This window comes from Streptomyces sp. NPDC051214, assembly GCF_040682375.1.
Lineage (GTDB): Bacteria > Actinomycetota > Actinomycetes > Streptomycetales > Streptomycetaceae > Streptomyces.
Window position 1 is genome coordinate 331739 of record NZ_JBFBAT010000010.1, and the last position, 25418, is coordinate 357156.

The window sequence follows — 25418 nt, forward strand, 5'->3', positions numbered from 1 at the left end:
GCCTCAGCCGTTGAGCCGCCAGTTCTCGAGGGCGACCCGGTGGTTCTTCTCGCCCTCGCCCGCGGGCCAGAAGTCCGCGCGCCAGGAGAGCAGGATGGCGTACTCGGTGCCGTTGTCCGCGACGTAACTCTGGTTCAGCGCATGGATCTCGCGGCCCGCCCGGTCGGTGTACGTGTACTCCCAGATCGCGCCGCTGCGCCCCTGGAAGGTGTTCGGCTCGAGCCGCAGCCGCTGGTAGTCCGACTTCTTCGGGTCCTTCTTGGCGTCCTTCTCGATGTCCGTGAAGTTCTCGTACGAGGTGTACGGGGCGTTCGGGACCACGCCGACGATGAACTGCTCCGGGCCGGTCGACCCGGCGTACACGGTCTGGCCGGGGCGCTCCTCGCCCTGCCGGGACCAGCCGTCGGGCACGGCGAACTCGAAGCCGCTCACGTCGGACACCAGGTCGAAGCCCGCGGGCGGTTCGGGGGCGTCGTCCACGGTGTCCTGGCTCACGCTCGGCTCCACCTCCGGATCCTCCGTGCCGTCCGTCGGGGTGTCCGAGGCGAACGGCGTGGGCGCCGGCGTGGGGTCCTGGCTACGGCTGACGGCGGGCTTGTCGTCCTGGCCGCCCGCCTTGTCGGCGGAGCCGTCGTTGTTGTCCTGCCAGAGCAGGACGCCGGCCGCGATGCCGCTGCCGATGACGAAGGCGGCGGTGAGCGTGGCGACCCAGAGGGCGGTGCGGCGGGGCTCGGGCGGGGCGGGCGGCTGCTGGTGCAGTTGGAAGGCGTGGGGGTCGTAGGCCGTGGGGGTGTAGGACGCGGGGGTGTAGGCGGGGGTCGCGGCCTGGTCGTACGCGGGCCGGGGCGTGGGGGTGGCTCCCGGTGTCGCAGGGTCCGTCGTGACCGGGCCCACGGCGCCGATGGCGCCCTCGGTGGGCGCGTCGGCCAGGGAACCGGGCGCGTCAGGGGCGCCGGACGCGCCCGCGGGGCCGCTCGGCATCGGCGGCGCGGACGGCACCGACGGCATCGGCACCGCGCCGGCTCCCGGCCGCTGTCCCGCGAGTTGCAGCAGGAACGGCGCGACGAGCGCGGCGCCGAACACCCAGAGCAGCCCGAACAGCAGCGCGTCCGGCACGCTCACGCCCGTCTCGAAGCTGCCGTTGCCCGAGCCGCTCCCGCCGCCGCCACCGCCGAACTCCGACGAGGCGCTGCCGGTCGCGTCGACGCCGAACCCGCCGACCCCGGCGAGGAGCAGGAACAGCCCGAAGAAGATCCCGGCGGCGAGGAGTTGCTCGCCCCGGTGCGCGGAACGCCGCGCGGCGAGCAGGCCGAGGACCAGCGCACACACGAGGCCGAGCGCCAGCGCCCCGACGACGGCCCAGTCGTTGGTGACGTCCCCCAGCTCGGAGAGCCCGAAGGACTCACTCTCGCGGCCGCCGCCGTACGCCGAACTGCTCCCCTCCACCGAAGCGCCGAGCGGTGCTCCCCAGCCGAGGCCGAGGGCGGCGATGCCGAGGTTCGGCAGCAGGAGCAGGGCGATGAGCAGCGGTGACACGTCGGCGTCGTCGAGGTCGGCGAGACCTTCGAGGTCGTCGACCTGGGCGAGACTGATGAACGCGACGAGCGAGCAGACGACGAGGACGATCGCGAGCGCGCGCAGCGCGGTGCCGGTGGCGCGGAACGCCGCCTGCCAGCCCGGCCGTTGGGCCAGCCACTGGGTCAGGTCGTCGCGGTGCAGCACGCCGCAGGAGACGGCCAGGGCGAGGACGAGCGCGCCGAGGGCGGCGAGCACCGGGGACGAGGAGAGCTCGACGCCCTCGATCTCGGGCTGCGCGAAGAGGCTGAGCGCCAGCGTGCCCACGGTCACCAACAGGGTGACGCGTACGGCTGCTTCGAGCCCGGCCGTGCCACCGCCGAGGCCCCCGGACCGCAGGAGCACACGGGTGCGCAGGAGGCGTACGCCGATGAAGAGGGCCCCGATCCACAGGGCGGTGGCGGTGAGCGGAATGAGGTGCAGCGAGGCACTGCCGTCGAAGGCGACGTCGACGCTCGAGCTCTCACCGCCGAAGAGGGACGACTGCTGCCGCTCGCTCCCGGAGATCTCGAAGCCGCCGCCCACGGCCTGGAGCAGCGTCGCGAGGGCGATCCGGAGCCGGTCGCCGAAGCCGACGACGACGTCGCCGCCGTTGTCGCCCTGCCCGTAGGAGGGGATGGCCAGCGCGACAGCCGCGATCAGCACGAGCCCGACCGGCCACAGCGCGGCTTGCGCGGCCCCGGCCCAGTCCCCGCGGAACGCCCGCCCGAAGAAGGCACCGAGCGGTGAGGGCCCGGCGGGCGCGGGCGGCACGTGCGGGGGCGGGGGTGTGGACGGCGACGGGGGCGTGGACGGCGGAAGTGAGGGTGCGGGGAGGGAAGTTGCGGTGTACCCCGGTCCTGCGGGCGTGCTGTCGGGAGCACTTTCGGGCGGGCTCTCCGGCACACTTTCGGACGCCGCTGCTTCAGCGGCGGGCCCATCGCCCTCGGGTTCCGTCGGCGCCGCGTCCGCGGAGGTCGGCTCCCCCAGTTCCGCCGCGGGCATGTCCGCGGGCCCCGCGTCCACCGTCGTGTCACGCGGACGCTCGTGCCCGCACTTCATGCAGAAGCGGGCCTCGTCAGGGGTGGGTGCCCCGCAGTGAGGGCAATGCGACGCCATGGGAACGCTCCGTCATTGGGGAGATGACCAGAAAGACCGACCCGTGCCGTACGGTCCCGCGGCGGCCGACGCGAAAGAGCGGCTTCGCGTCGACACCGCCGCGTCGGCGGGGAGTCGTATCACAACGGACACATCTTGCCCGGCGGCTGGTTCCCGTCAACTCGGTTTAACGTCTTGAGGGCTGGAGCCCTGAGGTCTGGAGCCCTGAGGCCCGGAGCTCTAGGCCTTGAACCCGCGGTGCAGCGCCACGACGCCGCCCGTCAGATTCCGCCACGCCACCTTCGACCAACCCGCCTCCTGCAACAGCGCGGCCAGCGACGGCTGGTCGGGCCAGGAGCGGATGGACTCCGCGAGATAGACGTACGCGTCGGGGTTGGAGGACACCGCGCGCGCCACCGGCGGCAGCGCCCGCATCAGGTACTCCTCGTAGACCGTGCGGAACGGAGCCCACGTCGCGTGCGAGAACTCGCAGATGACCACCCGGCCGCCCGGCTTCGTCACGCGGTACATCTCCCGCAGCGCCTGGACCGTCTCGTTGACGTTGCGCAGGCCGAAGGAGATCGTGACGGCGTCGAACGTGTCGTCCTTGAACGGCAGCTTCGTCGCGTCCCCCGCCGTGAACGGCATCCAGGGGTGGCGTGCCTTGCCGACCTGCAGCATGCCGAGCGAGAAGTCGCAGGGCACGACGTACGCTCCCGCTCGGGCGAACGGCTGGGACGAGGTCGCCGTCCCCGCGGCGAGGTCGAGCACCTTCTGGGCGGGGCGCGCGTCGACCGCCTTCGCGACCTCCTTGCGCCACAGGCGGGCCTGGCCGAGGGAGAGCACGTCGTTGGTGAGGTCGTAGCGTTCCGCCACGTCGTCGAACATGGAGGCGACTTCGTGCGGCTGCTTTTCCAGGGTTGCTCGGGTCACGCCGCCATTGTGGCAGGCGGCGCCCCACTCGCCTGCGGCGGGCATTTCGCGGTGCGTCTGCCTGGAGCGGCCTGCCTGGCGGGTGCGGGTCCGATGTGGTTGCTCGCGCCGTTCCCCGCGCCCCTGAGGCGCCCCTGCGGGGCTGCCCTCAGCTCAAGCTCAGCGTGCCCGGTACACCAAGCGGCCCTCCACCACCGTCGCCACGCACGTGCTCGCGCCCCGTCGTACCAACTCCGCTCGGTCCGTCACGTCGAAGATCGCGAAGCGCGCCGGGCCGTCCTTCGTCAAGGGCGGCAGGAGGACGAGGGGGGTGGGCGACAGGGACACGGGGCCCTGCAGCCGCTCCGGGCGGCGGGCGATCGCCAGGCCCGCCCTGCGGACGGTGTCGATGACGGGCCGGGCCCGCAGCTCGCCCGCGACGGCCACCGTGCCGTGCGCGAAGAGCCGCTGCACGCCCCGGCGCGCGCTGGCGCCGAGGCGGGACGGGTCCGTGCGGAAGACGGCCCGTGCGCGCTCCCCGCCAATGGGCTCGGTGCCGTAGCGGTCGGCCTCGCGCGGGTCGGGGTGGTAGGTGCCCTCGAGGAGTTCGGGGCCGTACACGTTGAGCAGACCCGGCGTGAGGATGCCGGGCCAGCGCCGGACGCGGGCGTCCGGATGCGCGGCGGCCAGCTCCTCGTACGGGCCGACGGCGGCGACGCTCGCCCCGTCGACCAGAACCGCCGCCTCCGGCGTCCCCTCAGCGACGTGAAGTGTGCGCACGGCGGCCTCAGTTGCTGGCGAGGAGCTTCAGCTCGGGGTGTGCCGTGCCGCCCTCGATCGCCGTGGAGGAGATGTGCGAGGCGACGCGGTCGTCGGTCGGGTCGTTCGCCGGGTCGTCGTGCACGACGAGGTGCTCGTACGTCGTGGCGCGCTGGGCCGGCACGCGGTCCGCGGTGCGGATCATGTCGATCATGTCGCGCAGGTTGTTGCGGTGCTTGGCACCGGCGGAGGAGACGACGTTCTCCTCCAGCATCACCGAGCCGAGGTCGTCCGCGCCGTAGTGCAGCGTGAGCTGACCCGCCTCCTTGCCGGTGGTCAGCCAGGAACCCTGGATGTGGGCCACGTTGTCGAGGAAGATCCGCGAGATCGCGATCATGCGGATGTACTCGAAGATGCTGGCCTGCGTGCGGCCCTTGAGGTGGTTGTTCTCGGGCTGGTACGTGTACGGGATGAAGGCGCGGAAGCCGCCGGTCTTGTCCTGCGTGTCGCGGATCATCCGCAGGTGCTCGATGCGCTCGGCGTTGGTCTCGCCCGTGCCCATGAGCATCGTGGACGTCGACTCGACACCGAGGTTGTGGGCGATCTCCATGATCTCCAGCCAGCGCTCGCCGCTCTCCTTGAGCGGGGCGATGGCCTTGCGCGGGCGGGCCGGAAGCAACTCGGCGCCGGCACCGGCGAAGGAGTCGAGACCGGCGGCGTGGATCCGCTGGATCGCCTCTTCGGCGGAGACCTTCGAGATGCGGGCCATGTGCTCGACCTCGGAGGCGCCGAGGGAGTGGATGACCAGCTGCGGGAAGTTCTTCTTGATCGCCGAGAAGTGCTCCTCGTAGTACTCGACGCCGAAGTCCGGGTGGTGCCCGCCCTGGAACATGACCTGCGTGCCACCGAGCTCGACGGTCTCGGCGCAGCGCCGCAGGATGTCGTCGAGGTCGCGCGTCCAGCCCTTCTTGGTGTCCTTCGGGGCCGCGTAGAAGGCGCAGAACTTGCACGCCGTCACGCAGACGTTCGTGTAGTTGATGTTCCGCTCGATGATGTACGTCGCGATGTGCTCGGTCCCGGCGTACCGGCGGCGGCGGATCGCGTCGGCGGCGGCGCCGAGCGCGTGCAGCGGGGCATCGCGGTAGAGGTCGAGCGCCTCTTCGGCGCTGATCCGCCCGCCTTCGGCGGCACGGTCGAGGACGGACTGAAGGTCGGCCTTCTCGGTCACCGGGGCGTCCCTTTCGTAAGGGTTCTGGACGGACTGATTCAGCGTACGCCAGGGGATCTGGGCGTCCGACGTCAGGCGGCGTACGCCCCGGCGAGCAGCCCCAGGAACGCCCCGCCGATCAGGAACGGCCCGAACGGGATCGCCGTCCTGCGCCCGGCGCGGCGGGCGACGACGAGCCACCCCCCGTACAGCGCGGCCAGCAGGAACCCGGCGAAGGCGCCGAGCAGCACCACGCCCCACCCGTACCAGCCGAGGACGGCCCCCAGGCTGAGCGCCAGCTTCACGTCGCCGAAGCCCATGCCGTTCGGGCTGATGAGGAAGAGCACGAAGTACGCGCCGCCGAGCGCGAGCGCCCCGTACAGCGCATGGAGCCAGGAGCCCCCGTGCTCGGGCAGCAGCGCGGCGCCCCCGAGGAGCACCGGCGCGGCCACGGCGAGCGGCAGGGTCAGTACGTCGGGCAGCCGGTGCACCCCGAAGTCCACGACGGCGAGCAGCACCCCGAAGGGCGCGAGCAGCAGCCAGACGGCGAGCTCGGGCCGCGGGCCCGTGGCGGCGGCGAGGGCGGCGCAGGCGAGGGCGGTGAAGAGGGCGACGGTGGTGGTGCGGGGCCCGTAGCGGGTCCCGTCGTCCCCGCACCGCGCGAGCCCCACCCAGCCGCCGAGGGGATGCCCGTCGGGGCACCCGGCACGCCAGGCCTCGTCGGGTGCCACGGACAGCCGGTAGGCGACACGGGGCACGAAGAGTCCGGCGGCGGCGCCCCAGAGGGCGCCGCCGAGAACGATGATCAGCAGCAAGAGGGTCGTCTCCCCCGTCAGCTGACCGCGGTGAGGCCGCTGCGCCAGGTCGGCAGCAGCTCGTCCAGCAGAGCCTCGGTCCGCGGCGGCACACCCCGGGCCCCACTCCGCGCGACAAGATCGGCGGCAACCTGCTGAAGGCGGGCAGGATCACCCACCGCGTGGGTGGCCCGCAGCAGCTCGTTCCAGAGCCGCTCGTCGCCCGGCGCGGAGTTCAGCGCAGCGTTCAGCGCCTCGATGGCCTTCTCCGCGCGCCCCTTCTCCAGGTGGAACTCGGAGAGGGCGAGCCCGATGTCGGCCACAAGGAGCGGCAGCTGCGCGTCGATGATCTCGTGCGTGAGCCATCCGTACCGCCCCTGCGGCCGGTCCGAGAGCAGCGGCCCGCGGACGAGCACCAGCGCGTCGGTGAGCATCCGCCCGCGCACGGCACGGCTGTTGGCCCCGCGCCCCTGGGTCGCCTCGTGGTACAGCGACCGCAGGACGTCCAGGTCGGAGACGACGGACTTGGCGAGCGTGAGCCGCCCGCTGCGGTCGGCCTTCAGTCGCGGCGTCCCGTCCGGCTCGGTGCCGAGCCACTCGCGCAGCCGGTCGATGAGCGCGTCCCGTACGTCCTCGGTGACACCGCGCGGCCACAGCGCGGAGGAGAGCACCCGCGGGTGCACGCCCTCGCGGTGCAGCAGGAGCAGCGCGAGCGCCTCGTGCATCAGCGGGCTGCGCTCGCCGTCCGGCGTTTCGAGGCCGATGATCTCGTACGTGCCGACGAGGCGTGCGTAGACCGCGGGCCGCCCCTGCTCGGTGACGTCGACGAGGAACGGCGGGGTGGTCGCCGTACGACCAGAGCCGGGACCTGAAGTGCCGTCCTCACCGGGGTCGGCCTCGACGAACAGTTCCACGACGGCACGCTGCTGGGCCTCCGGCAGCGCCTGCGCCTCCAGTTCGAGCCCGAGCAGCGGGGCGAGGAGCTTGCCCTCGGGGGTGATCTCCATCTCCCAGGCGGCACCCGGCAGGTCGCCGGACTCGGTGCCGACGAGGTACCCGATGCCCAACCGGCTCGCGTCGGCGGCCAGTTCGGCGAGCTTCACTGCGTCGTCCCCTTCGGGCTCCGCGGCGAGCAGCACCAGATGCGGCGCCCAGCGGGTGTGCTGGGCGGGGCCCGTACGCCCGGTGAGGACCGAGTCGTGCCCGGCGGCGCCCAGCGCGCCGCGCCGCTGCCGCGTCTCGGCCTCCATCGTCTCGATGAGCGCCTCGATGTCGTCGAGGTGCCGCAGGCGGTTTGGCGCGAGCGGCGTCAGGTCCTGGCCGAAGCCGACGAGGGTGATGGTCATGCGGTCGGACCAGCCGTTGGTGGCGAGCTCGGCGGCCACGGAGGCGAAGACGGCGGCACGGTCGGCCTCGCGCCCGCTCAGCGAGACGACACCGGGCACGGCTTCGAGGTTGAGCAGCAGCCGCGAGTCATCGAGCGTGCCGAGGCTGACGAGGCCCGGGTAGGGAGCGGCGGTGTCCACGTCCTCGTACCGCTCGGCGTCAGTCCGTGCCAGCATCCAGAACGTCTGGTCCTGCCCCAACTGCCATGGAGCGGGCGGTCGTCCGGCGGGCTGGGCGAGCTGGAGGTGCAGGTCGCCGTTGCTGAGCCAGGCCGCGTAGACGGTGGGCAGGGCGCGCGATTCCTCGGCGAGGGACGCGGCGAGCCCCCTCAGCGACAGATCGAGCAGCCGTACGCCCTCGGGGTCGGCGCCCACGAGCAGCGCGTCCTGCACATCGGCGGCGCCCCCGGTCGGCGTCGGCGGCTCCATGCCGCGCCGCCCGCCGACGGCACCCATGGCCGACTGCCACAGGGCGTGACGGCGACGGCGTCCGAGCGCACCGAGCAGGCCGGCGGCGAGGAGGGGCGCACCGATGAGGGCTTCGGGCAGCCCGAAGGAGAATCCCTCGGATTCGCTGCCGCTGCCGGCGACGGGGGCTTCCTGCTTGCCCTTGCCGCTCTCGGAGGGCCGCTGCTCGGGGATGGTGATGTGCGCGGTGTCGCGGTCGCCGGAGCCGGATCCGGAGCCGCTGCCACCCTGCTCCTGGGCGCCGCCGCCCTGCTGGTGGTCCCCGGACTTGGCGTAGTCGGAGATCTGCTCCTTCACGTCCTGCGAGACCTTGGGCGCCTCGTCGGGCATCTCGACGAGCTCGCCGCCGTGCGCGTCCGCGGGCATCTCCATGATCCAGCCGGGCCGGATGAGGCTGGCCTCGGACAGGCGGGACCCGTCGGGCTGCTCACGGTCCTTGTTGAGCTGGTAGATCTCCTTGTACCGCCGCCCGTCCCCGAGGTGCCGCTCGGCGATCTCCCACATGGAATCGTGGTGACGGCCCTCGGGCGGCTGGATCCGGTAGTACTTGGTGTCCCCGTCCTTGGCGCTGCTCCCCGCCCGGTCGGCGGCCTGCTCGGCCTGCTCTGCGACGGCGTTGGCGGCGCCCCCGGCCTGGTCCCCGAAGAGCCCGCCGGGGGTCTGCTGGGCGGAAGCGGCGGACGCGGGCTTCTGGTTCCCCTCCAGGGACTGCCCGAACTGCGAGAGCCCCGGCGCGAAGCTGGCGGCGGTGGCGCCCACCAGAAGCAGCGCGGCGACGAGCTGACGCGCGAGCAGCTGACTGCCGCCGGCGCCGGGAATGCGCCCCGGCATCCCCACACCGGAGAGCGCGGCCTTGACCTCCACCAGCACGCAGGCGGTGAACTGGGCCCAGGCGAGCCAGACGACGACGGTCAGTACGTTGACGAACGTCCCGACCGTGATCTCCTGCTGCAACCAGTCCAGCGAGGGCATACCGCCCGGAAGCGGCCACCCCACGGCGATCGCGAGGGCACCAGGCACGCCGAAGACGAGCGCGGCCAACGCGACGAAGGCGAGGAACGCCTTGACGAAGTCCCCGAACGTACGACGACGCCGGGGCAGCGGCTGCGGCGTCCGGTTCCGTGGAGCCGACGGGCCGCCTGTCGAACTTGAAGTGGTGCGCGCCATGGCGGGTTTCCTGTTGTCCTCTGAGAGGGAGCGGTTGGGGATCAGCGGTCTGTGCCGCGCTGGGCTGGGCTGAGCGTACTGAGGTGATGGTACGGAAGGGGCTGAAGGTCAGACAGGGGCAGCGGGCCTCGCGGGCACCCCGAGGGGCCACGGGAGCACCCGTTATCTCCCGAGCTGACCAGAAGGCCCACCTTCGGCTCGGCCTCCCTCTGCCCTCCCTCACCTCGCCTAGGGCAGGCGGCACCAGGCATTCACTGCCGGGCGTCACAGTTCCGGCACGGGTTCGCTGCGTCGGCGTAGCACTTGGGGGCCCTTCGCTTTCCTTCGCTTCCGTCATCGCACGGAACGCGAGAGCCTTCACAGGTCCCACCAGTACTGGTAACCCACGCCTGATAACTTCGTCCGGCTCCATTTTCTCCCGCACACATGCCGAACTCCGCCGACACAGCCGACCCCTGGGGGACTGCAACCGTGGCCCGTCGCTCTATGCCCGCCCTCGCCGCCCTGGCAGCGACCACGACCTTGCTCCTGACTGCCTGCGGGGGCAGCGGAAGCGACGGCTCGTCGGACGAGATCGAGGGGGCGGGGAAGGGGGCGGGGAAACCGTCCGCCACCGCCTCAAAGTCGTCGGACGTCGACCGTCCCAAGATCACGCTGCCGGAGTCCTTCAAGGCTGACTTCGCGGGCTGGACGGACAGCGACCCGAAGATCCAGTCGATCCTGGACGACGGCAAGGAGCGGCTCCGCGGCACGTATGCCGCGATCGGTGAGGCCGACCCGAAGGCCGACTACTTGGCCTTCTACAGCGCCCGGTCCGCCCTCGCCACCGGCGAGGAGTGGGTCAAGGGCTATAAGGGGCTGACGATCACCGGCGAGGTCAAGGCGTACAGCCCCCAGGCGGAGATCCGCGAGAAGGGCCGGGCGACGCTCTTCTACTGCGTGGACGAGAGCAAGGGCTACAGCAAGGACCTCAAGACCGGCAAGAAGGAGGGGACCCCCGAGGGCGAGTCCCCCAAGGTCCAGTACCGCACCGCTCTGGAGAAGGGCGACAACGGCGTCTGGAAGACCACCTCGGTGGAGACCGATCCAGGGGGATGCTGATCATGCGCACCACTCGCAGCACCATAGGCACCGCCGTCGTACGGGTGATCGCCCCCTTGGCGATCGTCTCCGCTCTCGTTCCCTCGCCCGCGCTCGCGCTGGGCGGGCCGGGTCACGAGGGCGGCAGCGCGGACGACAAAGGCAACCTCGGGGCCGGCGTCACGCACTCCTCGATCAAGATCTCGTACGAGGGTGGGGGCGGGGGCGGCAAGAAGGGGAACCTGGCGCCGATCGACCCCAACTGGGAGCCCCCGGTCTGCTGGTACGAGCCCGCCTACACGCCCGAGCAGCTCAAGAAGGCCGCGGAGGCCGGAGAGGTCGACGACGCCGGCATCCACGAGTTCTGGTCGGACGCGATCTTCATCGATCACTACGACAAGGGCGAGGCCAACGACAACTTCGACGACGAGAACAGTTACGCCGAGGGCTACAAGAACTACAACATCGGCAAGGACGGCTATTTCTGGCGCGGTGTCGCACCGGACGACACCCACCCGGATTCCTGGGACTGCGGCCGCATCATGTTCTGGCAGGACGCGGGAACGGTCCCCGACATCCCGAACGCCCCGACGCCGGAGATGCTCGCCGAGTACGCCTACGACAAGGTGAAGGTCCCCGATACCGAGGTGGAGCTGAAGCCGGAGGCCAAGTCGACGGTGAATCTGCCCACTTGGGTCTGGCTGGACAAGGGCACCTTCAAGGACGTGAAGGTGCGCGCGGAGCTCCCGCACACCAACCTGTGGGCGGAAACCACGGCGAAGCCCAAGAGCCTGCACCTCGAACCCGGCACGGCCGACGCGGAAACCTTCCCCGCGTCGGGCGAATGCGAGATCAACGACGACGGCAGCATCGGCACGCCCTACACCAAGGGCAAGTCGAAGCAGGACCCGCCGTGCGGCATCAACTACCTCCGCGCCACGGACGGAAAGCCGTACGAACTGAAGGCGTCGATCACCTGGGAGATCAGCTGGGAGGGCTCGGACAACGACGGCAAGCACATGCTGCCGGAGGGCACCTTCGAGACGACCCAGGACATGGACGTCCAGGAAATCCAGTCGATCAACCGCTGACCGTCCAGGAGCTCCACACCATGGACACCGGCGCCACCCTCACCCGGCGACGCTCACCATGGGTCGTCTTCGCACGTCACGACGACCCATGGCTGAGCACGGAGACCGCCGAGCTGCAGAAGCTGGGCGGCCGAGTGATCCACTTGGACGGCAGAAAGCTGAGCAACCCGCCCACCCTGTTCGCCACCTTCGCCCAGGAACTCAGCTTCCCCGCCTACTTCGGCCGCAACTGGGACGCCCTCGTGGACTGCCTCCACGACTGGCACGGCCACGGCGGCGAAACGAAGGACGTCGCGGTCCTGATCGACCACGCCGACGCCCTGCTGCAGGCCGACTTCCTGGGACTGTTCGTCTCGGTCCTCTGCCAGGCGGCCTGGCAGGCCAACCTCCAACTCGACGCCGACGGAACCCCCCACGACGCCCCACCGCCCCACACCCTGCACGTCGTCTTCGTCCTCGACACGACCCCACCCACAGCCTTCGCCGAGCCCGCGGCGAACGGCATGGACGTAGCCGTGGGCCGCGACGCGGAGCGCTTGACGGCCACATTGACGGGCGAGGACTGGCCCGAAGCCGACAAGGAACTCCCGTCCCAGGAACCACGGAGCAGGTCATAATCGTCTCCGGAGCCAGACTGAGGGGGAACACGGGATGGCAGGCAAAGGGAAGAGCGACCTCGCGCTTCCGCTCAGCGATCTGGAGGACTACGGAAGCCGGTTGCGGTCCGTGAAGGACCGTATGAACCGGACGAAGAAGACCTTCGAGTCCTACAAGGACGACATCGGTGACGGCGGTGTGTACGACGCGCTCGAAGACTTCGAGTCCAACTGGGAAGACGGCCGCGAGGACATCACCCAGCAGCTGACCGCGCTGGCGGACATGTCCGACGCCGTCGTCCGCGAGTTCAAGAAGCTGGACGACAAGCTGGCGAAGGACGTCTCGGAGGGCGTGAAGGAGAAGGGCGGCAAGGGGAAGGGCAAGGGAGAGGGCGACTAGCCGCCCTCCCCGTACCCCCCACCCCCGGTCAGCCCTCAGCGGTTCACGGACTGGATCTCCTGTACGGGGATGTGCCGGGTCGTGCCGAAGGAGCCGGCCGGCAGTGTGCCGCCCTCGCCCGTCGTGCTGGACCAGCGGATCTCCCACGTGAGGGTGGCCCGCAGGGCGTAGGTGCTGTTCGGGCCCGGAGAGCGCAAGTACGTGACGCCGCACGGCGGTACCTCGCTCGCCTTGCCTCGCGCGTAAGGCTCACCGATGCCGCCTCCCCGCTGGGTGAAGGCGCAATTCCCGGACGCCGGGGAGACCTCGGCGGCGGCCGTGCCCGGTTCGATGCGCAAGGACTCCGGCTCCGCTGTCGTCGTCGCCGCGAGGCCCGTGCCGGGCAGGCTCGCCGTGACGCTGATCTTCTTGAACCTGGCCTTGTCCAGCCAGACCCAGGTGGGCAGATTCACCGTGGACCGGCCCCTCGGGGCCATCTTGATCTCGGTGCCGGGGACGGGGAGTTCGTCGTACGCGTACTGGGCGAGGATCTTCGGTGAGGCCGCCATGGGTTCCGTCGGGGTCCGGCCCTTGTCCACCCAGAAGGGCTGGCGGTCGCAGGACGTCGCCTCGGGGTCGTCCTCGCGGTTCGGGTTGATCACCGATGCCCAGAACATGCCCTCGCCCTGCCGGGAGAGGTTGTAGTTCTTGTACGGGTGGCCGTCCTTGTAACGGTGCTCGATCGCTTCGCTGATGGCGAGGCCAATACCCCCGACGAGCGGAGCACTCGCCCCAAAGGCCCGCCACGCCTTGACGATGCCTTGGATCTCTCTCGGCGAGAAGGCGGGCTCGTACCAGCAGGCCGGGGGTTTCCAGTTGACGTCCACCGGGGACGGGGAGCCGGTCGCGGATGAGTGGCCCGAGTGACCTGTGCCTCCGCCACGGACCGAGGTCCGCACACGGGTCTCCGCCGTGATGACGCTGCCGTTCGCCCCGCCTTTCCCTTCCCTGCCGGACCCACCGCCGGTCCGATCTGCCGAGACGGGCGGCGCGGCTTGCAACGCGATCAGGAGGGTGCTGCAGACGGTCAGGGATACGGCTGCCCTGCGGTGACCGTTCATGGGCGGCACGCCTTGTGGCCCCGCGTCGAGACGCTCTTGGTGACCTGCCAGACGCCCTTGGCGTTCTTCCGCAGCCGGTCGTTGTAGAAGACGTACGAATCCTTGGTGACCGGGGTGACGTCGGTCTTTCCCGTCTTGCGGTCCTTGGTGTAGCCCTTGGACTCGTCCCCGCAGTACGTGAGTCCGGCTGATCCGTCCTCGTCGAACGTCACCCGGCGGTCGACGTAACGCACCGTCCCCGTCACCGTGGCGCCGTCCTCGACGAAACCACCGATCCATTCCACCGAGTCCAGGTAGGCCGACCCCGTGCTGTAGAAGGCCACCGCCTTGGATGTGGGCTCCCGGTCGCCGATCGCCTCGTCCACGGCACGCAAGTACTCGGCGTTGTCACGCAGCACCGCGTCCGTCCTGGCGTCACCCGTCCCCTGCGGTTCGAAGACAAGTTGATCGCCCCTGGGAAGCGTGATCCTGGGCCGCGCGATCCCGTCGCCCGGGGACGCCACGGCCGTCGGTTTCTCCGCCCCTTGACCGACGCCGGCGATCTGGTCGGAGCCCTGGGGCTCCGTACTCCCACCACACCCCACCCCCACCACACAAACCGCCCCCACCCACAGCAACCCCACCCACGCACGCACCGAGCCCGACCTCCCGTATCTCCCCGAAGGGGAACAGGCGGTAAAACCCCGCGTACCTGGCGAAAGTCACCGCAGGAGCGACGACCGGCGGAGTGAAAGTCGGATGAGTCCGATGACCCTCCGGGTGGACGGCGGACGGCGGACCAGCCGGTGGACGTGGCCGGCCTCACCCGAACCCCTCAGCCCACCTCATTCTCCGCAACCGCGCTCCCCCGCACCGTCACGTCACCGCCGTAGAACAGACCCGTGAAGACGGGGCTGTACGTCAGTTGGACCTCGACTTCCACCTGATCCGCGTTGGCCGTCACGCAGTGCGTCGCCGCGATGTCCGCTGCCGTCATGTCCGTCGAGCGGGCGTACGCCTGGGCTCGGGCGCCGCAGTTCTCGTAGTTGATGGGGGCGCCCTTGGCGCCTTCGTAGATGCCCTCGCGGTCGACGTCCTGCGCCGCGTACCGCGCCGCCTGTTCCGCGATGTCCGCCGCCCTCTCCCGCTTGGAGATGGACAGGCCGCCGTCGATGACGAAGGCCGAGAGCGAGAGGAAGACGATCGCGAAGATGATGACGGCGCCCGCGCCCGAGCCGCGGTCGTCAAGGCGTTCCCGGCGGGACGAGACCCACGCGCGCAGGCGGGGGGTACTCACACCGACCTCCGGTACGGGTCGAGCGAGGAGCTGAAGCTGGCCGTCAGCGTCGTCGGCACGTCGAGGCCGATCATGTCCAAGCCCCGCACCTTGCAGCTCACTTCCACCGTGAAGAAGGGGTCGACGTCGGCCTGGAAGCCGGCGCTGGTCTTGTTGACGCTGATCGGGCCCGAGCAGATGTCCGCGAGGTCCGCCTCCGCGGCCGCCTTCGCCTCCGCCATCGCCGTGCCCAGATCCTTCTGGATCGATCCGGCGCGCGCCGCGTCCCGCGCCGCTCCGTCGATGGCCCCCCGGCCGTCGACGAGCTGACCGAAGGCCACCAGGACCAGGATGAAGAGGATCATGACGGGAGCGAGGATGACCACCTCGATGGTAGAGAGGCCCCTGTCCGTCCCGCGGACGAGCGCCTCGCGTCGGCGACGAAGGGCACGTGCCCATACGTTCCTCATCAGCCGCCCTCCCCCTCCTCCACGAACCGCTCCACCGGCCCCGCCGACTGCGCGTGCACCGTCAGGTCGAGGCCCGGGAAGACCGACGGGACGCTCGCGGTGATCTCCACCCCGACCGTGTTCGCCTTCGGCTCCATCGTCTTCACGTCGGGACTGATCACCAACTGCGGGCCCAGTTGCTGGATGTAGGCGTCGACCACGTCGCGCGCGTCGCCGCGCCAGCCGCCCGGGTTCTCGTCCGCCGTCGCGCGGGCCTTGCGCGCGCCCGCCTGGGCCGCGGCCTGGGCGACATGATCCGCGAAGAAGTACAGCGCGAACTGCACCGTCGCGAAGATCATGAAGAAGAGCACCGGAGTGAGCAGCACGAACTCGATCGCGGTCATGCCGGATTCACCGCGGGTGGAGGCTGCCTCCACCCTGCGGCGTACCCATCGCTTCACGCACCCGCGCACTCGTCCCCGCCCTCGCTCCCCGTCAGCCGATCGATCAGCAGGTCGATCAGCAGGTCTTGCCGGCGTCCGCGCCCTCGATGCAGTCCCCGACCTTGTCCGCCCCGCCCTTGAGCGCGGTGTTGATGATCGCGGCCACCACGCCGACGATCGCCACGACGACCGCCGAGATGATGACCCACTCGACCGCGGACGCACCGCGGTCGAGCTCGCCGGAGCGGGCGCGCTCGACGCGGCCCCGCAGGAAGGTGACCAGGAAGTCGACAGCCGGGATGCCGGTACTGAAGTTCCGTCCGTTCATGGTGAGTTGTCCTCTCAGGAGTGGGGGGAGACTGTCGGGCCGTCCCCGTCGGCCGGCCCGTCCTTCGCCGTAAAGATCGCTAGACCTGGAACACGCGCATCGCCGCCGGGAAGATGAGGAAGACCAGGAAGCCCGCGCAGAGAAGCAGCTGGGCGACGAGCATCGACTGGGACTTCTCGCCCGCACTGCCCTCGATCTCGGCCATTTCGCGGTGCCGCATCGTCTCCGCGCGGGAGGCGAGCGACTCGCGCACCTTCGCGCCGTCGTCCGCCACGAGCGCGAGCGAGGCCGACAGGTCCTTGAGCTCTTCGATGCCCAGTTCCTCGCCGAGGGTACCGAGCGCCTGCCACTGGCTGATGCCGGTGATCCGGGCATCGGCCAGCGCGTTCCGGATGCGTTGCGTCGCCCAGCCGTCCGAGATCTCCGCCGCCGCCATCAGGGCTTCGGGAAGGCCCCGGCCGCCCGCCAGGCTCATCGACACCAGGTCGAGATAGGCACCGATGACGCGGCGCAGGTCGCGCCGCTTGTCGGCGGCGTCCCGGCGCACCTCCAAGTCGGGCAGGAAGAAGAAGAGGGCGCCGAACATCAGGGCCAGCCAGACCGGGATGATCGGGCTGTCGCCGACACCCATCGTCCAGATGACGGCGAAGAGGAAGGGCCCGAAGAAGACACCCGCGGCCGCGAGCAGCGTCTTCGTCGCCAGGAACTTCTCCCAGCTGCGGTCGAGCACCGCCAGGTCGGCCCGCAGCGAACGCTGTTCCCAGCCCTGCTGGAGGTAGAAGTCGGCGACCCTCGCACCCACCCGGGCTCGGGCCGTGCCCAGTCGCCCCGAGTCGTCCTTGCTGTCGGCGGACCCGCGGTGCGATTCGTACGCCGCGCCCCTGGCCCGCATGGCGTCGATCCGCGCGACCGTGGCGACCGCACTGCGCTTGGAGGGCATCAGGGCGCGTACGAGGGCGTAGATGCCCAGGCCCATGATGGCGCCGATCACTATCGGCATCGTCAGGCTCATCGACGTACCCCCTCGGGATTCGCATGGCCGGTGTGGCCGGGCTGACCCGGCTGCCCGTACGGACCGGCGTGTCCCGGCAGGGGCGCCTGGTCACCGGCGCCGGAAACCGCGCCCGCACCCGCTCCCCGCGGCCGCACGAACTGCACGCCGGGCTCGTCACGGACCAGGAAGCGGTCCGGCGTCTCCACCGTCGAGAGCTTGCGCAGCCACCAGAAGCCGAGCGCGAACAGGCCGCAGACACAGGCGAGTACGAGCTGGCCGACCGCCGTGCCGTACGGCGAGACGAAGTCGCGGTTGAAGATCGAGAGGCCGAGCACGAACGCGATCGACACCGCGACCACGATCTGCACCGAGCGCCGCGTCGACGCACGCTGCGACATCACGCGCTGGCGCATGTCGACCTCCTCGCGCGCCGACTTGGCGAGCGCGCCGAGGACCTGGCGCAGACCCGGACCGCGCAGCTTCGCGTTCAGGATCAGCGCCGCCACGATGATGTCGGCCGAGGCGTCGTCGATCTCGTCGGCCAGGATCTGCAAGGCCTCGGGCAGCGGCGTACGCGCACGCAGCCGGTCCACCAGGGCGTCCAGGTGCGGGCGCAGGACCGGGGCCGCCGCCCGCGCCGAAGCGGGGATGGCCTGCTCGAGGCCGACCGCGCCCGCGATGGTGTCGCGCAGGGACTCCGTCCAGGCGGCGAGGGCCTCGACGCGGCGCATCTGCGACCGCTCCTCCGCCGCGCCGCCGAACAGCTTGTCCCAGAAGAAGACGAGGATGCCGGAGGCGACGCCCGCGACCGCCCACCGGGTGAGGAGCAGCACCACAAGGCCCACGCCGATGGCGAGCGAGCCGCGCTGGCCAGCGAACCGGATGAGTTCGTTCATCCGCTCGCTGGCCTTCTGCTTCTCGTGCTCCGGTTTCACCGGCAGACCGCGCAGCGCCATCGCGAGGACCGCGATGCCACCGCCGACGGCGATGCCGCAGCCCAGTGCGTACAGGACGGGCAGCGAGAAGAGGCCGCCCATCGAGCCGAGTGAGTTCAGAGCGGCAAGCTCCACTGAGTTTGAGTTCATGTCGTGCTCACCCCCATTGCCCGGCGGGGCGGTAGCCGAACGCGGCCAGGTCGTCCATGCAGGCGATCGGCGCGTGCGCGACGACCTGCCCGTTCGCGGCCTCCGCGAAGACCTCGCTGGACAGGACGCGGCCGTCGACGCCGTTGACCTCGCGGACCGAGGTCACCATGCGCTGGAGCTTGCCGCCGGTCTGGTAGTTGTTGCGCCGCTGGATGAACACGACGAAGTTGACGGCTCCGGCCACGAGCATCTGGCTGGCCTCGATGGGCAGCCGCTCGGTGGCCTGGAGGGCGTACGTCGAGATGCGGTTGAAGACCTCACTCGAACTGTTGGCGTGGATCGTGGAGAGCGAGCCGTCGTTGCCCTGCGACATCGCGTTCAGCATCGTCACGATCTCGTCGCCGAGTACCTCACCGACGATGACGCGGGAGGGGTTCATGCGGAGCGAGCGGCGCACGAGCTCCGCCATCGAGATCATGCCCTGGCCCTCGGAGTTGGGCAGGCGCTCCTCGAAGGCGACGACGTTCGGGTGCAGATCGGCGAACTGGTCGAGGCCGAGCTCCAGGGCGCGCTCCACCGTCACCAGGCGCTCGTGCGGCGGGATCTCGTTGGCGAGCGCCCGCAGCAGCGTGGTCTTTCCTGCGTTCGTCGCACCCGCGATCATGATGTTCTTGCGGGCGCGCACCGCGCACGCCATGAAGTGCGCGACCTCGGGCGTCAGCGTGCCGTTGCCCACCAGGTCCGACATGAAGACCTTGCCCATGCGGGCGCGTCGGATGGAGAGCGCGGGCCGCCGCGTGACGTCCATGACGGCCGACAGACGTGAGCCGTCGGGGAGCCGGAGGTCGAGCTGCGGGTTGGCGGAGTCGAAGGGGCGCGAGGAGAGTCCGGAGTACGCGCCGAGGATCTGGATGAGCTCGATGAGCTCCTCGTCGGTCTCGGCGACCGGATCGGCCTTCGTCTCGCGGCCGTTGGCGTATCCGACGAAGACCTGGTCGCACCCGTTGATGTCGATGTTCTCGACCTCGGGGTCGTCGAGCAGCGGCTGAAGCCGGCCGACGCCGAAGAGCGCCGCGTGCACCGCGGCCGCGTACTTCTCCTCGGTCTCGGCGTCCAGCGGGGTCCGCCCGGCGTTGATCTCTATCCGGGCGTACTCCTCCAGGATCTGGGCGATGACGGCGCGGGCGTACTGCCGCTCGTCCTCGCCCGACATGGGGGTGACGCCGGAGACCTGGTCCAGGCGGCGCTGCTCGGCGATGCGGTCACCGGCGTCCTGCCGGAACCGCTTCACGAGCTGGTGATCGACGGGAACGCTCATCGGCCGGCCCCGCGCGTGCCCTGCACGCCCTGCATGCCCGCGCTGCCGTGCGGGCCCGCGTTCGGGTTGGCCCAGGCGGCGCCGTACTGCTGGTAGAGGTCGACGGTCACCTTGCGGGCCGAGCGGATGAGCATGGACTTGTCGAGACGTCCGCGCTTGCGCCCCGCCAACTGCTCGGCGCCCGCCGGGTCTTCGGCGAGGGTGCCGACGACGCGGGCGCCGGTCTGCGCCGCCATCAGCATGTCGTTGACCTGGTGGACGAGCTTGCCGGACGTCGAGGGGTCGGCGATCAGGAGTACGCCGATGAGCGGGGTCGCGAGCGAAGCGGCCCCACGCGATCCGCCGTGCAGCTTGGCGGCGAGCGCGGCGGCACGGTCGCGTACGCGCGCGATGGCCTCGGGCTCGGTCCGCGAGACGAGCAGCACGAGGGCCGCCTGCGGGAAGAGCTCGACGGCGGGGGTGTCACCACTGATGCGACCGCAGTCAGCGATGACATCGGCGGGCGCGTTCGGGGAGTCGGCGAGCTGCGAGAAGGCACGGCCGAGGGTCGGCCAGAGCCCGGCGAGCCCGGCGGCCTGTTCGGCGATGCCGAGCCCGACGAGCACCTCGAGTCCACCGCTCAACGGCTGCGTGTGATCCCAGAGTTGATCAGGTACAAGTCCACGCCGGGCGGTGGCCGCGATGCTGAGCATCCCGGTGTTGGGGTTGAGCGGACCGCCGTGCGCGGCGGCACTGCGGTAGACCAGGTCGCCACCGGCGGGGTCGGTCTCCGCGACGAGGACGCGGCGCGGCCAGACGGCCGCGAGCGCGACGGCCGCGGTGGTGACTCCGGGAGAACCCTTGTCCGCGGCGAGAGCAATGAGCGCCATGTCTCTTCTACTCGCCTCTAGTTGCCGTTGGGAGACACTTGGACGAGCGAGACGGCACCGGCGGACGCGGCCCTGGTGACGGCGGCGGCGTCGGCGCTGTCCACCTGGAGCGTGACGCCGAGGGCACCGGTGCTCACGGTGGCGTCGCTCTTGTCCGCGACGGAGCTGACCCGGGCGGCCGAGACGATCGGCGAGTCACTCGCGCTGGATCCGGCGGAGCCGCCGGTCTCCTTGTCGCCGCCCCGGGCGGCGGCGTCGCCGACCTGGTAGACGTCGACGGTGTCGCCGGACTTCAGACCGGACGCGGGGTACTGCCCCTCCTTGAGGGAGACGCCGACCGCGGACTTGCCCGCGGGCAGCCCGCCCTTGCCGGAGAACATCTCGCCGACGGCCACGACACCCTTGGGGATGGTGTTGGTGGCCTTGAGCTTCCGCAACTGGCCGAGCTGCGACCACTTGACGTAATTGATGCTCGCGTCGTCGGCGACCATGACGGAGGTGACGTTGTCCTTGGTCACCGACTCGCCCGCCGGGATCTCCGCCGTCACCTTCACGACCTCTACACGATCTCCCGCGCGCAGCACGAGGACGGTGGCACCGAGGGCGCCGATGAGGATGAGCAGAACGGCCAGGGCGGCGAGTGCCGGTTTGCGCTCGCGAGGCGGCGCGGGAAGGCGCTCACCGACCGCTGGCTGAACCGGCGCGGCGGAACGGCTGTTGCCCGCCCCCGTACGCTCTTGGATCTTCACGCAACTGCTCCCCGCACGCCCAAGAAGATTCGGTCATTTTTAGACACTCGCGACTCTCTTCGCCCGCCTCGGGCGGGCTATTCAGCCCCAGGCACAGTGTCAAGTCATCGCACCGTATCAGCAGCACATAAGCCCCTCAAGGCGCGTTAAGACTGCTGCGGCCCGCACCCCTCATCGTTATCCACGCGCAATCCGTACTCCATGGTTCCCACGCATTCCGGGATCTCGGGTGGAGAGGAGGATGTGCGTACGCGAATATCCATTGTTTGCTCAACGGGTGGTGGTGGCCACGGTGATGAGGAACACCACTGGCTGCTGGGCGGCTGATGGGGTGCTGGTCGTTCAGCCGCACGGATGACGCGGGGAGGGGTGGGAGTGGTTCCCGGGGGGATTGGTTGGTCCTGCTTCGGCCATGTTGTGTGGGGGGAGGCAGGGCTCAGGGCTGCTGCCGAAGCTGGTCTTCGACGTACGTGAGGAAGGCCTGGAGGCTCGGGGCCAGGACTTCGGTCGGCGTGGAGGTGGAGGGGGCCGGGCGGTAGGTCTGACCGTCAACTCGGCCTACTGGCAGGCGATAGACGGTCGCGCCGTCACCTCGACTGAGCGCGAAGAGCGCGCCGCCACCGTCGGACCCGAAGACGACGACGGGGTGGTCGAGGGTGCCGTTGCGGGCGCCATCGGGGGTGTCGCCGACCGCACCTTCGATCCGGGTGGGCAGATCTCCGCGCAGCCCGGCCACTGTCTGCTGGGCGGAGTGCACGAAGAGCCCGGGACCTACGTCGGGGAGGCTGAGGTGGCTCAGGTGGCAGTAGAGGAGAGCGAGGTCAGCGGAAGCCGCCGCGATCTCAAGGCGCTCGGTCTCCTCCAACTTGCGCGCGGGGCCGACCGAGTTGCAGTCGGGCGGATAACCAACCCGAGCTTCGAACCCCCGGAGATGAGAATCCACCCCCTCCCGTACGCGGGATACCCACGCGTCGATCCACGCCCCGGTCAGAGAGGCCCCCGCCTCACGCGGCTCCGGCACAGTCAGTCCCCACTCCTCTCGACACTTTTCTCGACCTCGAAAGCCCGCCCATCACCCGATGAACCCCCACGCGCGCTAACCCGTCTCACGTGCAGAACAAGCTACAAACAACAACTCCTGCTCTGCGCACCACGGAAGAGAAATTCAACCCCCATGAGACTTTCCTTTCACTCCGCCCCCTCGAAGCGTCGGATGAACGTGACCCCCACAGCCGCGGCGATGGCAATGGCGGCAGCCGCATCCCTGACCCTGATCGCCACGGCAACGCCTGCGCACGCGATCATCGGCGGCACCGAAGTGCCGAACGACGCCTACCCCTTCATGGCGGCCGTCATGGACAAGGGCTCCGGCAGCGCGCTGGACCGCCAGTTCTGCGGCGGCAGCCTCGTCACGGCGGACACGATCATGACGGCGGCACACTGCCTGGTGGACGACGCGGGCAAGCCCCTGAAGCCGAAGAAGCTCCAGGTGGCGGTTGGCCGCACGGTGCTCTCCAAGTCCGGCCAGGGCCAGATACGCAACGTGGTGAAGGGCGGCGTGGTGGTCCACCCGCGCTACCTCAAGGGCCAGGAGGCGTACGACGTAGCGTTCATCCAGCTCAGCAAGCCGGTGAAGGGGATAAGCCCGATCGCGCTCCCCACCCAGGGCACGGACGCCCTGATCCGCCCGGGTCAGAAGGCGACGGTCGCGGGCTGGGGCAACACGGACACGGAACTCCCCCACACCCCGGACCGCCTCCGCGAGGTAAAGGTCCCGATCCTCTCGCACGCGGAATGCGGCACGAGTTACGCCGAGTACAACGCAAAGGTCAACTTCTGCGCGGGAGTCGAGACGAAGGACTCCTGCCAGGGCGACAGCGGCGGCCCCATCTTCCGCACGGTCCCCGGCCGCAGGGCCCCGATCCAGATCGGCGTGGTCTCGTACGGCGACGGCTGCGGCGCCCAGGGCGCCCCGGGCGTCTACACATCGGTGAGCTCATCAAAGCTGTGGAAAACGCTGGATGAGTCGCCTGCGGGCAAGAAGATAAAGCGAGCGATGAACCGCCGCTGAGCCCAGATTCACCTTGGGGGCTCGGCCCGGCCCAAAGCCGGGCCGAGCTTCCGCCGGCTTGCCCGCGTCCTCTACGCCCTACCCTTCCGCCCGATGCCGCCGTCGCTGCCCCTTCATCCTTTTCACGGGCCCTCCCGCATCAGAGACCGCCGGGACCGTGGACGGCCGGCCCACCTCTCTCAGAGTTCCCGCAACACCTTGACGCCCGCCTGCAACATATCCGCGCTGAGCGCGCCCGCCCCCAGCGTGTTCATCTCGATCGCCTCCCCCGAACGAAGGTGGACGTCGAATCGGTCAGGGGTGAACCTTCGTCCCGACATCACAACAACTCCCAGTACATCGGCGAGAGGAAGGTCGGTGGAATCCACAGGACTGAGCAGTTGTAGACCGTCAGCCGTCACTATGACGGCGCCCTCCTTCACCGGGGCCGCATCCCACGGTGAGGCGTCAGGTGCGCTGTGCGCGTGAAGGCCGAAGCGCACGGCATGCGCCCGCGTCGGCAACCCGGCGCCCAGCGCCTTGCGTACTCGGCCCATCAGGAGCTTGTTCCGATAGAGCCTGCACTGATCGCGATCAGAGGGCGTACGGCGACCACCGCCGCCAACCCTGCTATCAGGGCCACGGACAACCACTGATCGGAACCGAGGAACAAGCAGGCGAGCGCCACAGCCAGAAGAACCGCGAAGCACACGCAATAGAAGATCACGATGCTAGGGCCGGACTGCACGGTGAGGCCCGGTTCGTCCGAGGCCAACCGGTCGCCTCTGCTGCGCCTTGCCTCTTCGATCGTCCGCTCCACAGAAGCATTCCTCCTTCCTCCCTCGCATATTGCCCACCTATTCCGCGAAGCGGAACGTTGACGTCACCGCGTCGAAGATGTCGAAGAAGGAGTCGGCGAGGTCCAGGACCTGGCTGCTGCCCGCCACCAGTGCGACCTTGCCCTCCTGGCCCGGCACCGGGATGAACGTCTGCATCAGTACGACGCGGATCGTGCGGTCGTCGCCGGGGACCGAGACGTCCTCGATGCCGTACGTGCGGGCCGCCGGCCCCACGCCCGGTATCTCGACCGTCGTCACCTTGCGATACGTGTCGCCCTCGCGCTTGGCCTCCCGTACGCCGAGCTGGGCCACGATCGCCGCGGGGTCGGTCGGCAGCACGTCGCCGTTCGACGTGCGGGCGCCGACCAGGGAGACCGTGACCGAGCCGGTGACCGGCACGTCACCGCCGAAGCTTTCCGCCATGCAGCCGCAGTACAGGGCCCCGGACTGCCAGGCCTCCTTGGACGCCTTGCGCAGGAAGCCCTCGAAGGTGCCCCGGTGCGGCTCCAGCTCGGGGCGCTCGCGTATGCGGTCGTTGATCATCTGCCGGATGCTCGCGTCGCGCGACTCCGGCCGGACGTCGAACTCCCACCAGGTCTCCGGCACCTTGATGCTGAATCCGCCGCGGGCGATGGTCTGCGCTTCGGTGTAGCGGGCCATGCTGTTGTCCCCGTCCCCTGTGTGCTCTCTGTCGACTTCGGCTTGTCAGCGTACGAGGCGGAATGGCGCTCCTGGGTGGGGGTGCCTCGGGCTGAGTCCGTGGGTGGGGTGTGGAGCGGCTTGGCGCGGGATTGCAGGAAAGTCCCATCAGCGTCGGCCCCTACCGGTACATGAGCGGGAATTATCTGCATCCGCCCCCGCCCCTCCCCCACGTCGCCGTCAGGTCCGCGCAGTGCACCTTGATCGTTGCGTCCGTCAGCTCTATCTCGTGGGTCACTCCCCCACACGCGCCTCCGCACCCGTCATCGCGCTCGGCGTCGCACGGCAGGACTTCGTCCAGCAGCAGGGTGATCGTCTGCATCCAGTCGATCGACCTCGCGTACTCGATGGAGAAGTGCGTGACACCTTCGTATGCGATACGTAGCCCCTTGTCGTGTTTCCACTGGTTCGGGGCGAAAGTAAGCGCCGCCCTGCCCGAACCGCTCGCCGTCTTCGTGGGGAGGGAGATGTCCGTGAGCTCCAGGTCCTTTACGCAGCGAACGTTCGCGAAGTCGTAATGCCCCGCGTCGGAAGCAAAGGCCCATGCGCCGTCGGGTAGCGACCCTCTGAGGGCGGGCAGTACTGCCAGGTATTCCCGTGGGTCGACTCGGAAGCCGTGGGATTCCTCGTCCCAGTCGGCCTGTACGTACTTCATCTGGCGGAGTATTCCATTCCGGCGGGCAGGGCAGGGTGTTCGTCCGGACTGCGACCGAACTGGGGCTATTTGTA

The 25418-nt window shown here is 70.0% G+C and carries 27 protein-coding genes and 1 pseudogene; 5 read left to right on the top strand and 23 right to left on the bottom strand.

Annotated features, from left to right (window positions below; genetic code table 11):
• Positions 1-3 precede the first annotated feature (3 nt).
• From AB0M70_RS27345 to AB0M70_RS27375, 7 genes and pseudogenes are all read right to left on the bottom strand, one after another.
• Entirely contained in the window at positions 4-2328 is a 2325-nt protein-coding gene (locus AB0M70_RS27345) for a hypothetical protein (protein WP_365823826.1), read from the bottom strand.
• 276 nt (positions 2329-2604) lie between these two features.
• A pseudogene (locus AB0M70_RS27350) lies at positions 2605-2673 on the bottom strand (zinc-ribbon domain-containing protein); the annotation flags it as partial.
• A gap of 219 nt (positions 2674-2892) precedes the next feature.
• Complete coding sequence (locus tag AB0M70_RS27355; RefSeq protein ID WP_365823681.1) at positions 2893-3585, bottom strand: demethylmenaquinone methyltransferase; 693 nt, start codon at positions 3583-3585, stop codon at positions 2893-2895.
• 159 nt (positions 3586-3744) lie between these two features.
• Positions 3745-4344 carry a hypothetical protein gene (locus AB0M70_RS27360; RefSeq protein WP_365823683.1) on the bottom strand — a complete coding sequence of 200 codons (600 nt, stop codon included), beginning with the start codon at positions 4342-4344 and terminating at the stop codon, positions 3745-3747.
• Positions 4345-4351: 7 nt separating this feature from the next.
• Positions 4352-5551, bottom strand: coding sequence for a cyclic dehypoxanthinyl futalosine synthase (mqnC, locus tag AB0M70_RS27365; protein WP_363212765.1), 1200 nt, complete (start codon positions 5549-5551; stop codon positions 4352-4354).
• A 71-nt stretch (positions 5552-5622) separates the two neighbouring features.
• Entirely contained in the window at positions 5623-6345 is a 723-nt protein-coding gene (locus tag AB0M70_RS27370) for an A24 family peptidase (protein ID WP_365823685.1), read from the bottom strand.
• A 17-nt stretch (positions 6346-6362) separates the two neighbouring features.
• A complete protein-coding gene (locus AB0M70_RS27375; RefSeq protein ID WP_365823687.1) occupies positions 6363-9344 on the bottom strand; it encodes a BTAD domain-containing putative transcriptional regulator in 2982 nt (993 codons plus the stop codon).
• Between the two features lie 471 nt (positions 9345-9815).
• On the opposite strand from AB0M70_RS27375, the gene AB0M70_RS27380 reads away from it, so the two are divergent.
• The 4 genes from AB0M70_RS27380 to AB0M70_RS27395 are packed head-to-tail and all read left to right on the top strand — an operon-like array spanning position 9816 to position 12511.
• Complete coding sequence (locus tag AB0M70_RS27380; protein WP_365823689.1) at positions 9816-10445, top strand: hypothetical protein; 630 nt, start codon at positions 9816-9818, stop codon at positions 10443-10445.
• Between the two features lie 2 nt (positions 10446-10447).
• Complete coding sequence (locus AB0M70_RS27385; RefSeq protein WP_365823691.1) at positions 10448-11515, top strand: hypothetical protein; 1068 nt, start codon at positions 10448-10450, stop codon at positions 11513-11515.
• Between the two features lie 20 nt (positions 11516-11535).
• Entirely contained in the window at positions 11536-12132 is a 597-nt protein-coding gene (locus AB0M70_RS27390; protein ID WP_365823693.1) for a barstar family protein, read from the top strand.
• A 34-nt stretch (positions 12133-12166) separates the two neighbouring features.
• Positions 12167-12511 carry a hypothetical protein gene (locus AB0M70_RS27395; protein ID WP_365823695.1) on the top strand — a complete coding sequence of 115 codons (345 nt, stop codon included), beginning with the start codon at positions 12167-12169 and terminating at the stop codon, positions 12509-12511.
• Positions 12512-12546: 35 nt separating this feature from the next.
• Here AB0M70_RS27395 and AB0M70_RS27400 read toward each other — a convergent pair whose 3' ends face one another.
• From AB0M70_RS27400 to AB0M70_RS27455, 12 genes are all read right to left on the bottom strand, one after another.
• A complete protein-coding gene (locus AB0M70_RS27400) occupies positions 12547-13611 on the bottom strand; it encodes a hypothetical protein (RefSeq protein WP_365823697.1) in 1065 nt (354 codons plus the stop codon).
• Positions 13608-14114 (bottom strand): hypothetical protein, encoded by a 507-nt coding sequence (locus AB0M70_RS27405; protein ID WP_365823699.1) that lies wholly within the window; start codon positions 14112-14114, stop codon positions 13608-13610. Before AB0M70_RS27405 ends, AB0M70_RS27400 begins: the two co-directional genes overlap by 4 nt.
• A gap of 311 nt (positions 14115-14425) precedes the next feature.
• Positions 14426-14887: a pilus assembly protein TadG-related protein gene (locus tag AB0M70_RS27410; RefSeq protein ID WP_365823701.1), complete on the bottom strand. Its 462-nt coding sequence runs from the start codon at positions 14885-14887 to the stop codon at positions 14426-14428.
• Positions 14884-15336 (bottom strand): TadE/TadG family type IV pilus assembly protein, encoded by a 453-nt coding sequence (locus tag AB0M70_RS27415; RefSeq protein WP_365823703.1) that lies wholly within the window; start codon positions 15334-15336, stop codon positions 14884-14886. Before AB0M70_RS27415 ends, AB0M70_RS27410 begins: the two co-directional genes overlap by 4 nt.
• Positions 15336-15788 (bottom strand): TadE family protein, encoded by a 453-nt coding sequence (locus AB0M70_RS27420; protein ID WP_363212776.1) that lies wholly within the window; start codon positions 15786-15788, stop codon positions 15336-15338. Before AB0M70_RS27420 ends, AB0M70_RS27415 begins: the two co-directional genes overlap by 1 nt.
• Before the next feature lie 46 nt (positions 15789-15834).
• The gene (locus AB0M70_RS27425; protein ID WP_363212777.1) at positions 15835-16086 is read right to left on the bottom strand and encodes a hypothetical protein; all 252 of its coding nucleotides are present in this window, start codon (positions 16084-16086) and stop codon (positions 15835-15837) included.
• 79 nt (positions 16087-16165) lie between these two features.
• Positions 16166-17098: a type II secretion system F family protein gene (locus AB0M70_RS27430; RefSeq protein WP_365823706.1), complete on the bottom strand. Its 933-nt coding sequence runs from the start codon at positions 17096-17098 to the stop codon at positions 16166-16168.
• Positions 17095-18165, bottom strand: a complete 1071-nt coding sequence (locus AB0M70_RS27435; RefSeq protein ID WP_365823708.1) for a type II secretion system F family protein — start codon at positions 18163-18165, stop codon at positions 17095-17097. The genes AB0M70_RS27430 and AB0M70_RS27435 overlap by 4 nt, the downstream gene beginning before the upstream one ends.
• A gap of 7 nt (positions 18166-18172) precedes the next feature.
• The gene (locus AB0M70_RS27440; RefSeq protein WP_365823710.1) at positions 18173-19483 is read right to left on the bottom strand and encodes an ATPase, T2SS/T4P/T4SS family; all 1311 of its coding nucleotides are present in this window, start codon (positions 19481-19483) and stop codon (positions 18173-18175) included.
• The gene (locus AB0M70_RS27445; protein ID WP_365823712.1) at positions 19480-20352 is read right to left on the bottom strand and encodes a hypothetical protein; all 873 of its coding nucleotides are present in this window, start codon (positions 20350-20352) and stop codon (positions 19480-19482) included. The genes AB0M70_RS27440 and AB0M70_RS27445 overlap by 4 nt, the downstream gene beginning before the upstream one ends.
• 17 nt (positions 20353-20369) lie before the next feature.
• Positions 20370-21101 (bottom strand): RcpC/CpaB family pilus assembly protein, encoded by a 732-nt coding sequence (locus AB0M70_RS27450; RefSeq protein WP_365823714.1) that lies wholly within the window; start codon positions 21099-21101, stop codon positions 20370-20372.
• Positions 21102-21537: 436 nt separating this feature from the next.
• Positions 21538-22044 carry a hypothetical protein gene (locus AB0M70_RS27455; protein ID WP_365823716.1) on the bottom strand — a complete coding sequence of 169 codons (507 nt, stop codon included), beginning with the start codon at positions 22042-22044 and terminating at the stop codon, positions 21538-21540.
• A gap of 270 nt (positions 22045-22314) precedes the next feature.
• Here AB0M70_RS27455 and AB0M70_RS27460 point away from each other — a divergent pair, with 270 nt between their 5' ends.
• Entirely contained in the window at positions 22315-23172 is an 858-nt protein-coding gene (locus AB0M70_RS27460; RefSeq protein ID WP_365823718.1) for a serine protease, read from the top strand.
• A 179-nt stretch (positions 23173-23351) separates the two neighbouring features.
• On the opposite strand, the gene AB0M70_RS27465 is transcribed toward AB0M70_RS27460, so the two are convergent.
• The 4 genes from AB0M70_RS27465 to AB0M70_RS27480 all read right to left on the bottom strand — a co-directional run bounded on the left by AB0M70_RS27465 (position 23352) and on the right by AB0M70_RS27480 (position 25344).
• On the bottom strand, positions 23352-23708 hold the full coding sequence (locus AB0M70_RS27465) for a hypothetical protein (protein WP_365823721.1): 357 nt from the start codon (positions 23706-23708) through the stop codon (positions 23352-23354).
• On the bottom strand, positions 23708-23971 hold the full coding sequence (locus AB0M70_RS27470) for a hypothetical protein (protein WP_365823723.1): 264 nt from the start codon (positions 23969-23971) through the stop codon (positions 23708-23710). The genes AB0M70_RS27465 and AB0M70_RS27470 overlap by 1 nt, the downstream gene beginning before the upstream one ends.
• A gap of 37 nt (positions 23972-24008) precedes the next feature.
• On the bottom strand, positions 24009-24650 hold the full coding sequence (locus tag AB0M70_RS27475) for a hypothetical protein (protein ID WP_365823725.1): 642 nt from the start codon (positions 24648-24650) through the stop codon (positions 24009-24011).
• Between the two features lie 181 nt (positions 24651-24831).
• Positions 24832-25344, bottom strand: coding sequence for a hypothetical protein (locus AB0M70_RS27480; protein ID WP_365823727.1), 513 nt, complete (start codon positions 25342-25344; stop codon positions 24832-24834).
• Positions 25345-25418: the final 74 nt, after the last annotated feature.